Source organism: Brenneria populi (genome assembly GCF_036016195.1).
GTDB lineage: Bacteria > Pseudomonadota > Gammaproteobacteria > Enterobacterales > Enterobacteriaceae > Brenneria > Brenneria populi.
In genome coordinates this window covers 172,775-186,721 of record NZ_JAYWTM010000015.1, presented here as the reverse complement: position 1 = coordinate 186,721, position 13,947 = coordinate 172,775, and the positions used below count along the sequence as shown (strand labels likewise).

General features: G+C 53.1%; 11 protein-coding genes. 8 read left to right on the top strand and 3 right to left on the bottom strand.

What is annotated here, in order from left to right; genetic code table 11:
- Positions 1-287: 287 nt before the first annotated feature.
- A complete protein-coding gene (locus VSX58_RS15660) occupies positions 288-857 on the top strand; it encodes a hypothetical protein (RefSeq protein ID WP_327618895.1) in 570 nt (189 codons plus the stop codon).
- Positions 858-1,140: 283 nt separating this feature from the next.
- Here the strand turns inward: VSX58_RS15660 and VSX58_RS15655 are convergent, their stop codons facing one another.
- Positions 1,141-1,980, bottom strand: a complete 840-nt coding sequence (locus tag VSX58_RS15655; RefSeq protein WP_327618894.1) for a helix-turn-helix domain-containing protein — start codon at positions 1,978-1,980, stop codon at positions 1,141-1,143.
- A gap of 200 nt (positions 1,981-2,180) precedes the next feature.
- Between VSX58_RS15655 and VSX58_RS15650 the strand changes: the two genes are divergently transcribed.
- On the top strand, positions 2,181-3,575 hold the full coding sequence (locus tag VSX58_RS15650; RefSeq protein WP_327618893.1) for an MFS transporter: 1,395 nt from the start codon (positions 2,181-2,183) through the stop codon (positions 3,573-3,575).
- Between the two features lie 139 nt (positions 3,576-3,714).
- On the opposite strand, the gene VSX58_RS15645 is transcribed toward VSX58_RS15650, so the two are convergent.
- Positions 3,715-4,638 carry a LysR family transcriptional regulator gene (locus tag VSX58_RS15645; RefSeq protein ID WP_327618892.1) on the bottom strand — a complete coding sequence of 308 codons (924 nt, stop codon included), beginning with the start codon at positions 4,636-4,638 and terminating at the stop codon, positions 3,715-3,717.
- Positions 4,639-4,999: 361 nt separating this feature from the next.
- Here VSX58_RS15645 and VSX58_RS15640 point away from each other — a divergent pair, with 361 nt between their 5' ends.
- The 3 genes from VSX58_RS15640 (at position 5,000) to ahpF (ending at position 8,307) form a co-directional block, all read left to right on the top strand.
- Complete coding sequence (locus VSX58_RS15640) at positions 5,000-5,896, top strand: DMT family transporter (protein WP_327618891.1); 897 nt, start codon at positions 5,000-5,002, stop codon at positions 5,894-5,896.
- Positions 5,897-6,105: 209 nt separating this feature from the next.
- Positions 6,106-6,669, top strand: coding sequence for an alkyl hydroperoxide reductase subunit C (gene ahpC, locus VSX58_RS15635; RefSeq protein ID WP_327612254.1), 564 nt, complete (start codon positions 6,106-6,108; stop codon positions 6,667-6,669).
- Between the two features lie 69 nt (positions 6,670-6,738).
- A complete protein-coding gene (gene ahpF / locus VSX58_RS15630; protein WP_327618890.1) occupies positions 6,739-8,307 on the top strand; it encodes an alkyl hydroperoxide reductase subunit F in 1,569 nt (522 codons plus the stop codon).
- 623 nt (positions 8,308-8,930) lie between these two features.
- Here ahpF and queG read toward each other — a convergent pair.
- Positions 8,931-10,070 (bottom strand): tRNA epoxyqueuosine(34) reductase QueG, encoded by a 1,140-nt coding sequence (gene queG, locus VSX58_RS15625; RefSeq protein WP_327618889.1) that lies wholly within the window; start codon positions 10,068-10,070, stop codon positions 8,931-8,933.
- A gap of 144 nt (positions 10,071-10,214) precedes the next feature.
- Here queG and nnr point away from each other — a divergent pair, with 144 nt between their 5' ends.
- From nnr to amiB, 3 genes are read left to right on the top strand one after another with little or no spacing between them, the layout of a single operon-like run.
- A complete protein-coding gene (nnr, locus tag VSX58_RS15620) occupies positions 10,215-11,744 on the top strand; it encodes a bifunctional ADP-dependent NAD(P)H-hydrate dehydratase/NAD(P)H-hydrate epimerase (protein ID WP_407654878.1) in 1,530 nt (509 codons plus the stop codon).
- Complete coding sequence (gene tsaE / locus VSX58_RS15615) at positions 11,741-12,223, top strand: tRNA (adenosine(37)-N6)-threonylcarbamoyltransferase complex ATPase subunit type 1 TsaE (RefSeq protein WP_327618887.1); 483 nt, start codon at positions 11,741-11,743, stop codon at positions 12,221-12,223. The genes nnr and tsaE overlap by 4 nt, the downstream gene beginning before the upstream one ends.
- Positions 12,220-13,896, top strand: a complete 1,677-nt coding sequence (gene amiB, locus VSX58_RS15610) for an N-acetylmuramoyl-L-alanine amidase AmiB (RefSeq protein ID WP_327618886.1) — start codon at positions 12,220-12,222, stop codon at positions 13,894-13,896. Before tsaE ends, amiB begins: the two co-directional genes overlap by 4 nt.
- Positions 13,897-13,947: the final 51 nt, after the last annotated feature.

Sequence of the window (13,947 nt, the reverse complement as noted above, 5' to 3'; positions counted from 1 at the left end):
GAAAACCGGGGAAGAAGCCCCTAAGGGATCCCCAGAAAATTTAGTTGTATCATCGGAGTGTACACACCGGAATGTACCGACTCATACTCGATCCGACACTTTCGCCGATCTGAGCGCAATCTGATTTGGCAATAGGTTATGTGCCGCCAGCGGGCGTTAGCACGTTGCGCTTCAGTAAAGATGCGCCGGACAGATGCTATGGTAAATAGGGGGTGGATATTGTATGAGTCACGTCTTAAAGGAAAACTCCAGGTGCTACAGAGAAAATTGCGAAAAGGAAAGGTTGAATGTTGAAATACTTATCGCTGCTGGCAATGATGATGCTGGCAGGGTGTACAAGTGCGCCAAATTTGCCGCCCACCGATACGATTGTTGCCGTCAAGCCTATTGAGTCCGGCATTATCGCCAGCTCTGCTAAATACAGTTACCGCTTTTACCGCAACGGTGTGCCGCAGGAGTATCAGCGTTATAAGACATTTTATGAGCGCTTTCATCAACAGGCCTCCGGGGTGCGGGTTAACTTTGTGGTGGAAAAACATGACGTGACGGCGGAGTACCTGGTGGTGATTGATAAGCGTAAACTGGATGCCGGACAGCTTACCGCGCTGATCAATGATTATAAGGCGGTTCAAATCGATAATGATCGCCTCGGAGTTCTGTTTAAAGCCGCAGGATTTTGGTCCTCATCGTACGCGCCGGAGCTTGCCGCCCCTTACCAGTTGGAGCGGCCTGTGGTGGTATCAATCAATGATAAGACCAAAACCGTGAGCACCGTTGGAGCCATCGCTCTGATCCCCTTAGTACCATTGTTTCCGCTATTCATGATGTACGGATGCGCCACGGGACCCTGCGTATGAAACACTGATGTACTCATCAATGAGGGGCGGGGCGGAGATATCTTGCCAACGTCCCAGCTTAGTACGCAATATAGCCAGTCAACCGTTTCCGGCTTCGTGTCGGCCTGGGCGGGCTGGTTCTTCACTGGCTGTATGACGCCGAACGAAAAAGGCGATGGTTCTGATAAACAAGCGCTTGATCGGTTAACCGACGATAAGGCTGATGTCGATCTGCGTGCAACGCTGACGGAAGCGAAAAGCGTTTTATCATCGCCATCGTCCTTTTATTTTTTAATTCTGTACTCTATTGCGTTATTTTCAACAAACGTAGGCGATCGGCTTCGTTTTGAGGATGGTAAATATTTAATCTGCTACTGGAGTCGCCGCCAAAGTTCCACCACAGCTGTTTATCTAACGATATTTCTCCCAATTTCGCATGTTTATATATATATAGCAACTCCTCCGGCTGTAGTACGGTATTATCCGCCCAGGCCCGATCAAAAGTAGGCGATAAATCCCTAAAACCATCAATCTTTTGTCGCAGCATTTCGTCGTCGGGATGTTTAGCTAATGTCTTTCTAAGAAAACCCGCCATTCTCGCTATCTGCAGTTCTAATTTTTCGTCAGTATCGATACATAAGAACTTTTGCCAGGCGGGGTTTTTAATGGTTAGATAAAGGTAATTCTTTTCGGTAAAGGGAATATCATCAATATTGAAACCCACCATAAGACTAAATGCATAATTACATGTGATGATATCTAAATAATCGTTTTGTAATAATGAAGGGAGTGGATTGAGTTGTAGCAGCAGTTGAGCCGTGTGTTCGGAAATTGTACAGCAAGGATCTTTATAGGTTTTTGCCTGTGGAAAAAGTAAATTGTATAGATATTCATATTCCGCTTTGGTCAGCCGTAAGGTCTTTGAAATAGATATAAGAACTTGCGGCGAGATCCCTGTTGCCTGGCCGCGCTCGATTTTACTGTACCAAATCGTACTAATGCCCGAAGAGTCGGCCACATCATCTCTTCTCAATCCACGGGTTCTGGTTCGAATTGGCTTGGTCAATCCCAGCGTTTCAGGAGATATACTCTCTCTTTTAGCGCGTAAGAAATCGCCCGCCAGCTTTAGCTTATCTTGATTCATGAATTACCCTATACAAATTATACGTGTCTAACCTGTTTCTTGTTCGGTATAAAACCAAGGTCATAATATCCATGTCTAATTAAACATGAACGAGAGATGGCGTTCGAGAAACTGAGGATAATCAGCAGGACGCTGTTCTGGAATCTATACGCCAAATTTTACCATGGTTCATTTAAAATAACCAACATGGATATCACGTAATGTTAAGCAAGAATAAAACTAAAGAGCTCTCTGCGTTGGGAATACTGCTGCTTGTCGCGGGGCAGGTATTACCCCAGTTAGATTTTTCAATAGTTAACGTTGCACTTGACGTAATCGGTAAGACATTAAATACCGACGAGACCGGACTTGTTTTAATTGTCGCGCTCTATGGGTTAATTTTCGCCGCTTTAATTGCTACCGGAAGCCGGCTGGGAGATAAGTACGGAAGAAAACGTCTGTTTATGATCGGTATTGTCGGATTCTGTATTGCTTCGACGATTTGCGGATTCGCCGCTGATATTATCTTTATGCTTGTCGGGCGTGTACTTCAAGGTTTTTTTGCCGCGCTCCTGATGCCGCAAATTCTCGCGACGATACATACCACATTAGAAGGGGAGCGCCACCGCAACGCGGTAGGTATTTACACATCAATTGCGGGCCTCTCCGTCGTTATCGGCCAAGTGGCCGGCGGCTGGTTGGTTTCAGCGAACTTATGGGATTTAGGATGGCGCATCGCTTTTTTTATGAACGTGCCTGTTTGCATCGTTATATTTATATTCGGTTATTTTGTCATCCCTGAAACTAAGTCGCATGAATCCCGGCAGCATATGGACGTGGAGGGGATCGTTTTATTTATTCTGTGCCTGTTATTTGTAATGATACCGGTGTCTTTAGGCAAGCACTGGCCTAATCTCTGGTGGCTATTGTTAGGCTCGGCGCCTTGCGGAGCTCTATTGTGGAAGGCGGAAAGGTCCCATGAACTCGCCGGCCGCAGGCCGATCTTGCCTCCGTCTTTATTCAAAACACCGATGGTTATCAATGGATTTGTCAGTGAAATGACGGTGACATTTACTTATCCAGGATACCTGTTTGTCACGGCTTTATGTTTGCAAAGTGAAATAGGATTAACGCCGTTTGAATCAGGAAACTCATTTATTGCGCTAGGAATAATGTTTTTTATCGGTTCATTGATAAGTAAACCATTAGGCCAACGGATTGGGGATGCGAAATCTTTTGCTCTAGGATCGACGTTTTCGGTTATCGGATTTTTAGCAACCGTGTTTCTATTTTATAAATTCAATCATGACCTGCAGTTTTATGACCTATGGATAGCCACGGGCGCTGTAGGGTTAGGCGACGCGATAAGATTAACGTCCGCTTACAGGATTGCGTTATCGCGAGTGGGGAAACACCTTGCCAGTGAAGCAAGCAGCGCGCTGGCAACGGTACAGCAGGGGTGCGCTGCGTTAGGCACCGCATTTACTGGCGCAATCTATTCATTTGCGTTAGTTCAGGGGTATTTAACCGCGATGACGGTATCAATCAGCGCCGTGTCTTTGCTGGTGCTATTAGTCGGCCTTCCTGTTTATATAAAAACCGCTCGCGAGCAATAAGAAAGCTTGAGCGAATCATAATTAAATAATAAGCGATCCTATGAGGATGACGTATTCTATATATTATCGATTATGATGATTATCCGATTAGGCGTATTTTAGGTGCGGCGGTTTTATTTTTATTACAGCCGCGCTATTACTATTTTTTTACGCCGACGCGATTGTTGTTAAGGAGCACGGTACGTTCAAGAAATTGGGAAAACTGAAGAAAAAGATGATTTTCGTCATTCGCGGCTAAGATGAGTTCGACCTCCGGGAGGCTCGGGAAACCGAAAGCGTGATCCAGGATGATATGGTCGTCAGCAATAGCGCTTGCCGGAAGCACCGTAATTCCAAGACCGGCGGAAACAGCCTTTCGAATATTCTCGTCGGACGCGCTGGTATATACGATATCGACTGCTTTGCCGCTGTTTTCAAGCGTGCGCAGCGCTACTCTTCTATATGTGCAGCCTTCGGGAAACGTCACAAGCGACAGCCTCGTAATATCATTATAATGTACGGACGCGTTAGCGACCCAATGGAGCGGCTCACTACGCAGGGCGCGACAAAGCGCCAGGTGATTTGGCAATGGTTCGCCGCGCGCCATTTCCAATATGGCTACATCGAGAGCGTCTGAGAGCAACGATTTTAGAATATGTGCCGATAGGTCCGATGTTATTTGAATAGCAAGATGTTGATTGTTTCCCAAACACCGCGATAGCGCGCCATGAATATCGACAATATTGAAGTCGTCCGGCACGCCCAGGCGCACGCGGCCCGACATTGATAGCTGCTGTAAAGCGCTCGTGGCATCAGTGAGCCGCATTAAAATATCTTTGGCCGGAGCTAAAAATCGTTTTCCTTCCCGCGTAAGGCCGATCGCATGCCCTTTGCTTCGTTCTACGAGTTTACACCCAAGGATCTCTTCAAGCTTTTGTAAACTTTGCGTAATAGCTGACTGAGAACGGTTAAGAATAAAACTGGCGTCTACAAAGCCGTTTACTTCCGCAATCGATACAAAAGCGCGTAAATGTTCCAGAGTGATGCGTCGATCGCCCAGCCCCGTCGCTAAATTATACGTCATTTCAATGGGTTCTCTATTGGAATCAGCTCAGCTTATTATAATCATCAAAGAATTAATTTTTCAACCAATCGCGCCTTTGAGACTCTTTCCTTAGCCGCTCTGGAGAGATGACGCTGCTATGGCGGATGTATCCGAGGGAAGGTTGTCAGGCATAATTTTCTGAAACGTAAATATACGTGAATTAGTTTTTCTGTTTGGTTGTCGGTTATTAAAAGGGTTGTTTTTTGTGGCGCGAGTCTAAGTAAAAATATAGCGATAAGGCGATTTTACGTATTCATTAGGACGGATTAAGCACCGCCAACGCACATGAACTTTAAAGTATAACGGCTATATAAACTCTATTGTCTCTTTTGAGGTAATAATGACTAAATTTGCAAGCGTGTCTTGGGATCATCGTCGTTCTCATATTTTGGCGATTTTATTGGCCGTTATATCGAGTCTTTTATACGTTATTGGCTACTCGCTTTCTAAGACATTGGTAACTTCGTATGGGCTTTCAGCCATGCAAGTCACTTTTTTGCGCTGCGGGCTCGTTCTGGCTGGCGGCATCGCGCTGACCTGCATATCTTCTACGGACGTCACCTGGCGGCGTATCTGGCTTCCCGTTCGTCCGTTAGAACAAAGAGCGACAGCCGCCGCGCTAGTCGCATCGAATATTTTATCGATAGTCTCCTATAGCTTGATTCAGGTAACCGATGCGTCTGCTATCGGGTTTACGGCGCCCATACTGATTACGATTATGGGGGGCGCGTTTTTAGGCGAGCGTGTGCCGCTAATCGGCTGGTTGGGTATTGCGATGGGATTTGCCGGTATGCTGCTGATCGTAAAGCCGGGAGGCGCCGATGCTCTTTCGTTTGCCGGGGTCGTCGCCGGCGGCTGCGCCGCGTTGATGTATGCGCTTTATCAAATCATGATCCGCAGGCTGCGGAATGACGCAACGAGCGTTGATACGGCCCTGCAGGTCTCCGTTGTTGGGTTTTTTGTGCTTATCTTCACGTTACCCTGGATGTGGCATGCCTTATCTCCCGCAGGCTTATTGGTTGCGGCGGTTTTCACGATTGTACAGACTGCGGCGATGGTGAGCATAGCCGCCGCTCTCCGGTTGGGAGAGGCATCCCGCCTCGCGCCGTGGCAGTTTTGCGGGTTGGTGTGGGCGATGATTCTTGACACCTTAGTGTTCAATGCCATGCCCGCAATGACGTCGATAATCGGCGGGATCCTGATCCTGGGCGGCGGATTATTGGGGCAACGCCGCTAAAGCGCGCGTTAAAAGGTTGCTGAGCCGTTTACGATAACCGCGTTCCGCGGCGTGCCGTCTAAGGCGCGCCTTGCTGTCGCGCGGTAACGGAAGTTATGTCTATCGCTAAGTAAGGTATTACTTATTGATTCGATAATGACAATGGATTGGTGACGCCGATCACGTTTCTGTATCTTACCTCCCAAGCAAACACACATGAGGATACAGTGATGTCAGTAATTAATACTCAAGTTAAACCGTTTAAAAACATGGCCTTCAAAGACGGCAAGTTTATCGAAGTGACTGAAAAGGATATCGAAGGCAAATGGAGCGTGTTCTTCTTCTATCCTGCCGACTTTACTTTCGTCTGCCCGACCGAATTAGGCGACGTGGCCGATCACTATGACGAATTCCAGCAGCGCGGCGTGGAAATCTACTCCGTTTCCACCGACACCCACTTTACGCACAAAGCGTGGCACAGCAGCTCCGAAACCATCGGCAAGATCAAATACACCATGATCGGCGACCCGACCGGCCAGCTGTCGCGCAACTTTGAAAACCTGCGTGAAGCTGAAGGCCTGGCCGATCGCGGTACCTTCATCGTTGACCCTCAGGGCATCATCCAGGCTGTGGAGATCACCGCCGAAGGCATCGGCCGCGATGCGTCGGATCTGCTGCGCAAAGTGAAAGCCGCTCAGTATGTCGCTTCTCACCCGGGCGAAGTTTGCCCTGCTAAATGGAAAGAGGGCGAAGCGACGCTGGCTCCGTCTCTGGACCTGGTCGGTAAAATCTAAGCCACACCCCGCTGAGATCTGTTTTTTATCGGGTGCCTGGCACCCGATTTTTTGCACGGAGGATAACCAATGCTCGACAATACAATGAAAGTCCAGTTGAAAGCCTATCTGGAAAAATTAACCAAACCTGTTGAGTTAATTGCGACTCTGGATGACTCGGCGAAATCTTCTGAAGTAAGAGAGCTGCTGACTGAAATCGCCGGCTTATCCGAGCAGGTCAGTTTCTCTGAGAACAACGCTCTTCCCGCACGTAAACCCTCTTTTCTGATTACCAATCCGGGATCGCAGAGCGGCCCGCGTTTCGCCGGCGCGCCGATGGGGCATGAGTTTACCTCTCTGGTTCTGGCTCTGTTGCAGGTTGGCGGACATCCGTCAAAAGAAGCGAAAGAATTACTCGACCAAATCCGCAATCTTGACGGTAAGTTCCAGTTCGAAACCTACTATTCGCTCTCCTGCCACAACTGCCCGGACGTGGTGCAGGCGCTGAATTTAATGGCCGTTCTGAATCCGAATATTACCCATACCGCCATTGACGGCGGTGTGTTTCAGGATGAGATTCAAAGTCGTAACGTCATGGGCGTGCCGACCGTGTTCCTTAACGGCGAACACTTTAGCCAGGGCCGCATGACCCTGAACGAAATCGTCACCAAAATCGATACCGGCGCAGGCGCTAAGCAGGTTGAAAAGCTGAACCAGCGCGAAGTGTACGACGTGCTGATTATCGGCAGCGGCCCGGCAGGGGCGGCGGCGGCGGTTTACTCCGCGCGTAAGGGGATCCGCACCGGCCTGATGGGTGAACGCTTCGGCGGTCAGATCCTGGACACCGTGGACATTGAAAACTACATTTCCGTGCCGAAAACGGAAGGGGCCAAGCTGGCGACCGCGCTGAAGAGCCACGTTGACGACTATGATGTCGACGTGATCGACGCGCAGAGCGCCGAAGCGTTAATCCCGGGCGACAAACCGGGCGCGCCGCACCAGGTGATCACCGTTTCCGGCGCGGTGCTGAAATCCCGCAGCGTCATCATCGCCACCGGCGCGCGTTGGAGAAACATGAACGTGCCCGGCGAAGATCTGTACCGCACCCGCGGCGTGACTTACTGTCCGCACTGCGACGGCCCGCTGTTTAAAGGCAAACATGTCGCGGTGATCGGCGGCGGTAACTCCGGCGTGGAGGCGGCAATCGATCTGGCCGGGGTGGTAAAACACGTGACATTGCTGGAATTCGCGCCGGAACTGAAAGCCGACTCCGTATTGCAGGATAAAGTACGCAGCCTGCCGAATGTCGACATCATTCTTAACGCGCAGACCACGGAAGTGAAGGGCGACGGCCAGAAAGTCACCGGCCTGAGCTATAAAGATCGCGTTAGCGATACGCAGCACGAACTGCCGTTGGAAGGGATTTTCGTCCAGATCGGCCTGTTGCCCAACACCCACTGGCTGGAAGGCACCGTCGCCCGTAACCGCATCGGCGAAATCGAGATTGACGCCAAGTGTGAAACCAGCGTTAAAGGCGTATTTGCCGCCGGCGATTGCACGACGGTGCCCTATAAGCAGATTATTATCGCCACCGGCGAGGGGGCCAAAGCCTCTCTGAGCGCCTTTGATTATCTGATCAGAACGGACTCGGCCGTCTGATTAGCGACCGCGCCGCATCGCAGGTCAAAGCCGCCTCGGGCGCGATAACCCGTAAATTGATGTTCCTGTGTCTGGCCCATCAAGCAATGCTTGATGGGTTTTTTTTTGCGGCCATAATCCCCGGCTGCTATCCTTCGGGCCGCTGCAAGCGGCGTAAAAAGCGCTGCGGGAAGTTTTTTTTCCGCGCCGGACAAAAATAGCAGAATTGGGGGTTGCCAAAGGCGCGCAACCACTCCATAATGCCGGCCTTTCTTTGCTCGGACGCAAGGAAAACAATGTTGGCTAAGGCGTTAAATCTTCCATGCGCTGATGGCCCAACTCACCCCGTTTCGGCGTTTTCAGGGCGTTTTCCCATCCTGTTATTACGCATTTTTTTGATTAATCCATACAAAACATCATAATGTTTTAAACAGACTTATCCACAGAACGCCTGTTGATGTTTTTCTCTCCGCCTTATCTTGCTGATGCGACTCTGTTTTTTATTTCATTGATATATATAAATAAAAATTACTTATAAAACGTTATCGTAATCACTTGTACTTTTTGTGACAGTTGATTGCCAAAGACTTTTTATATTTATGCACAGGCTGGAGGGCGCTATTGATAACGCCGAATGCCATCATTCAGGCATCGCGCGGCAATCCTTTCTCTACCGCACGAATCAACCTTTTTTTTCGCGACGGCTGCACGTCGATCTGCTGCGCGGAACGGCGCGTCATCTGCTGCTCAATGGCCCACTGGATGTGTTCGTCCAGAAGTGCGCTTTCGCCCAGCCGGGTTTGCAGCGCCAGCACGATCTGGTCCTGATAGGGGGCGTTTCCCAGCGCCACCGCGATATTGCGCAGCCAGCGCTCATGGCCGATGCGGCGAATGGCGGAGCCTTCCGTAATCCGGAGAAACTTTTCTTCGCTCCAACGGAAAAGATCGAGCAATTCCGGGGTATGCAGCGCCGCGCGCGGGCTAAAATCGCTTTCATCCGTTAATTGAGAGAAACGGTTCCAGGGGCAAATGAGCTGGCAGTCATCGCAGCCGTAGATGCGATTCCCCATCAGGGGGCGGAACTCTTCGGGGATCGGGCCTTCAAGCTCTATCGTTAGATATGAAATACAGCGCCGGGCATCGACCGTATAGGGTTCGACGATGGCGCCGGTGGGGCAGGTCGTCATGCAGGCCACGCAACGGCCGCACTGCTCTTCCTGAGGCTTGTCGACCGGCAGCGGCAAATCGATCAGCAACTCGCCGAGAAAGAACCATGAGCCGGCTTCCCTATTTAATAGAAGTGAGTGCTTGCCAACCCATCCAAGCCCGGCTTTTGCGGCAAGCGGACGTTCCAGTATCGGCGCCGAGTCGACGAACGGGCGAAAATTCAGTTCGCCGCAGTATTCCTGGATGCGGTCGCCGAGCTTTTTCAAACGCTGGCGCAGCAGCTTGTGATAATCGCGTCCCAGCGCATAGCGGCTGACGTAGCCTTGCAAGGGATTTTTCAACGTACTGGCGAACGCCGCCTTCGCCGGCAGATAGTTCATCCGTACGCTGATGACGCGCAGTGTGCCGGGCAGCAGCTCATGCGGACGCGCGCGCAGCATGCCGTGGCGCGCCATCCAGGCCATTTCGCCGTGATATTGCTTGTCCAGCCAGGCCTGCAGTCGGGGCTCTTCGGCGGATAAATCCGTGTCGCAGATACCGACCTGCTGGAAGCCCAGTGCTAGCCCCCACTGCTTGATAAGTTGTGTTAATTCACTGAGATCGTAGGGGTATGCCATGACAAACCGTAAAGGGAATAGCGACCGGATTATTTTACCACATTACGCTTTACAGGCCGATAGCGCGGGAAATAGCGCCAACTCTGGCGGTTCCCCCCATTGCTTGCTAATTTGGAATCCTCTGCTGAACCATAAGGAGGCATGATGACTGACGGCATAAGCGGTGAAGCGGATTTTTCCCTTCCGCATACGGTATTTCAGGCCAGGTGGGTGCGTTGCGAAGAGGCCAACGCCGCCCGCGAGAGCGGGGTTTCCTTGTATGAGCTGATGCGGCGGGCGGGTCAGGCGACTTTTCAGATTGCCCGGCGCTATTATCCGTCCGCCCGACGCTGGCTGATACTGGCGGGGCACGGCAACAACGGCGGCGACGCCTATGTGGTCGCGGGGCTGGCGCAGGACGCGGGCATTACCCCTTATGTCGCCGCCTGCGCGGGAAACCGCGACTTGCCCGATGAAGCGCGCGCCGCGCGCCAGGCCTGGCTGGATCGGGGCGCAACGATCCAGCCCGCCGAGGCGCCCTGGCCTGAGGATATCGACCTGATTATTGACGGTTTGCTGGGAACCGGCTTGTCCGACGCGCCGCGCTCGCCCTATGCCGAGCTGATTGCCCGGGTGAATGCGCATCCCGCCGCCGTGGTCGCTATCGATGTGCCTTCCGGATTGAACGCTGAAACCGGGACGTGCGCGGGCGAGGCCATTAACGCCGATCGCACGGTTACGTTTATCGCCCTTAAGCCGGGATTGTTAACGGGCAGGGCGCGCGATTGCGTCGGCCGGTTGCACTATGACGATCTGGGGCTGTCCGCATGGCTGGCCGAAAAGGCCGCGCCGATACGGCGGCTATCGGCCGACTCGCTGACGGAATGGCTAAAGCCGCGGCGTCCGGGGGTACACAAAGGCGATAATGGACGCCTGCTGATCGTGGGCGGCGATTACGGCACGGGCGGCGCGGTGTTTATGGCGGGAGAGGCCGCGCTGCGCAGCGGCGCCGGTCTGGTGCGAGTGCTTACTCACAAGCACTATTTATCGGCGCTATTGGCCGTTCGTCCGGAGCTGATGGCGCAGGAACTGACGTCTGAAAGTATGCGCCAGGGATTGGCGTGGGCCGATGTCGTGGTGATTGGCCCCGGTCTGGGGCAGGATGAGTGGGGAAAAAATGCGCTGCGGCTGGCGGAAAATTGTAACAAACCGATGTTATGGGATGCAGACGCGCTTAACCTGCTGGCAATCGATCCGCATAAACGGCAGAATCGCGTGCTGACGCCGCACCCTGGCGAGGCGGCCCGCTTGTTGAACTGTCGGGTGTCTGATATTGAAAGCGATCGCTTACTTACGGCGCAAAAGCTGGTAAAACGTTATGGCGGCGTTATTGTATTAAAAGGCGCGGGTACGGTGATTGCCGATGAGCAGGGTCGATCGGCCATTGCCGACGTGGGCAATCCCGGCATGGCGACGGGCGGCATGGGCGATGTGCTGTCCGGGATTATCGGCGCGCTGCTGGCGCAAAAGCTGTCGCTGTATGACGCCGCCTGCGCGGGATGCGTTGTACACGGCGCATCGGCCGACCGGCTGGCCGCGCGGCGAGGAACCCGAGGTATGCTGGCGACCGATTTGATGCCCGTGTTGTCGCGCTATGTCAATCCCGAATCGATACCCTTAGAAAAGAGAGAATGAAAAAAATTGTGTTACCTCTGCCGGATGAGGCAGCAACCATCGCGTTAGGCGCGGCGCTGGCTAAAGCCTGTGAAAGCGCCTGTGTGGTGCATTTATATGGCGATCTTGGGGCAGGGAAGACTACCTTTAGCCGCGGCTTTTTACAGGCGTTGGGGCATCAGGGCAATGTGAAAAGCCCGACATACACCCTGGTTGAGCCTTATGCCCTGTCCCCGCTGGCGGTATACCATTTCGACCTTTACCGTCTGGCCGATCCTGAGGAGCTTGAGTTCATGGGGATCCGTGATTATCTGGATCAGGATGCCGTTTGCCTGATCGAATGGCCCCAGCAAGGCGCCGGCATCTTGCCGGCGGCCGATCTGGAATTGCATTTGCATTATCAGGAGCCGGGCAGGCAAGCCGAGCTGTCGGCGCTTTCCCCTCAGGGCGAAGCCATTCTGCAACGGGCGGCGAAGCGGTTGGGGATAACTGCACCATGATGAGCCGTATGATCAAACCGTTCGTCTGGATGTGGCTGATGTTGCTCGCCCATGCCGCGTGGGGCGCCAACTTGTCCGATATCAAAGTGGATAACGCTTCCGGCCAGGCGACCGTGAGCCTGAGCTTTAGCGGCCAGCCGGTCTACGCCTTCTTTCCGCTGAACAATCCTGCGAGAGTGGTGATCGATATTCGTCAGTCGGTGCTGATTCAGGGATTGCCGCTGGAGTTCAGCGGGCAAAATCTGATTAAGCGGGTGCGCACCAGCAATGCGCAGGACGCGCAAAGCATACGTTTGGTGCTGGATCTGACGCAATCCGCCAAAACCAGGGCGACGACGCGGAAGACGGCTAATGGATACGCCGTGGTTTTTACCCTGACCGGCAACAAACTCAAATCCGCGCAAAGCGCGCCGGCGGCGCGGCGGGAGCAGCCGGCGAAGTCCCAGCCGGCTAAAAACCCGTTCAATAACCAGCCCACTCTGGTGGTGAATAGCAATGCCTCGGCGAGGAAGCCCGCGCGTTCCGCCGCTAACGAACAGGTGGTGGTCGCCATCGACGCCGGACATGGCGGGCAGGATCCCGGCGCCATCGGCCTGAATGGCCTGCGCGAAAAGGATGTCACCATCGCCATTGCCCGTAAGCTGAAAGGTTTACTGGATAACGATCCCGCTTTCAAACCGGTACTGACGCGCAGCGGCGACTATTTCGTATCGGTGATGGGGCGTTCCGATGTGGCCCGTAAGCAGAACGCCAATATTCTGGTGTCGATTCATGCGGATGCCGCGCCGAATCGCAGAGCGACCGGGGCTTCGGTATGGGTGCTATCCAATCGCCGGGCGAACAGCGAAATGGCCGGCTGGCTGGAACAGCATGAGAAGCAGTCCGAACTGTTGGGCGGCGCCGGCGACCTGCTGGCCAATAACAGCGCCGATCCTTACCTCAGCCAGGCGGTGCTGGATCTGCAGTTCGGCCATTCCCAGCGCGTCGGTTATGACGTGGCCGCCAAAGTGTTGCGTGAACTGCAGCGCGTCGGGGGGCTGCATAAATCGCGGCCGGAACACGCCAGTCTCGGGGTGTTGCGTTCGCCGGATATTCCTTCCCTGCTGGTTGAAACCGGGTTTATCAGCAATGTGGCGGAAGAGCGTCTACTGGGCAGCAATGATTATCAGGAAAAAATCGCCGGCGCGATCTATCGGGGGGTGAAAAGCTACTTTCAGTCGCACCCTTTGCAATCCGCCCCAAAGCAGGAAAGTCGCGCGGCTCCGCCGGCGACAAATAGGGCGTCAGCCGCCGTTCCGGCCGCAGCGCCGGCGGGAAGCGCCGGCGGCAACGGCGTTACGCGCCATACGGTGGTCCGCGGCGAGACGCTGTCGGCTATCGCCGCGCGTTATGGCGTGAGTATGCCGGCGATCCGCGATCTGAATAAGCTGAATAAAGACGTCGTGTGGATAGGACAGCGTTTAAAAATTCCGGCGGGCGCGGTACAACCGAAGGGCGCGGCGGCCGGCGCCGAAAAAGCCGCTTCCGTCGTCAGACACAAGGTAGTGCGCGGCGATACGCTGAGCGCCATCGCCGACCGCTACGGCGTCAGCATGAAAGAGATTCAGCGGGCAAACGATATGCGTTCAGGAAACGTACAACTGGGTCAGACGTTGGTCATCCCTGCTGCCTGACGAATGCTGGTCACTTAAGCTGGATTTTAGGGGAAACACCGGGGGAGATTC

Bases quoted from the DNA above. Each gene is read 5' to 3' on its own strand.
- queG (WP_327618889.1), bottom strand. From the start codon at position 10,070: ATGGCATACCCCTACGATCTCAGTGAATTAACACAACTTATCAAGCAG.
- VSX58_RS15645 (WP_327618892.1), bottom strand. From the start codon at position 4,638: ATGACGTATAATTTAGCGACGGGGCTGGGCGATCGACGCATCACTCTG.
- VSX58_RS15650 (WP_327618893.1), top strand. From the start codon at position 2,181: ATGTTAAGCAAGAATAAAACTAAAGAGCTCTCTGCGTTGGGAATACTG.
- amiB (WP_327618886.1), top strand. From the start codon at position 12,220: ATGATGAGCCGTATGATCAAACCGTTCGTCTGGATGTGGCTGATGTTG.
- VSX58_RS15660 (WP_327618895.1), top strand. From the start codon at position 288: ATGTTGAAATACTTATCGCTGCTGGCAATGATGATGCTGGCAGGGTGT.
- ahpC (WP_327612254.1), top strand. From the start codon at position 6,106: ATGTCAGTAATTAATACTCAAGTTAAACCGTTTAAAAACATGGCCTTC.
- ahpF (WP_327618890.1), top strand. From the start codon at position 6,739: ATGCTCGACAATACAATGAAAGTCCAGTTGAAAGCCTATCTGGAAAAA.
- VSX58_RS15640 (WP_327618891.1), top strand. From the start codon at position 5,000: ATGACTAAATTTGCAAGCGTGTCTTGGGATCATCGTCGTTCTCATATT.
- tsaE (WP_327618887.1), top strand. From the start codon at position 11,741: ATGAAAAAAATTGTGTTACCTCTGCCGGATGAGGCAGCAACCATCGCG.
- VSX58_RS15655 (WP_327618894.1), bottom strand. From the start codon at position 1,980: ATGAATCAAGATAAGCTAAAGCTGGCGGGCGATTTCTTACGCGCTAAA.
- nnr (WP_407654878.1), top strand. From the start codon at position 10,215: ATGACTGACGGCATAAGCGGTGAAGCGGATTTTTCCCTTCCGCATACG.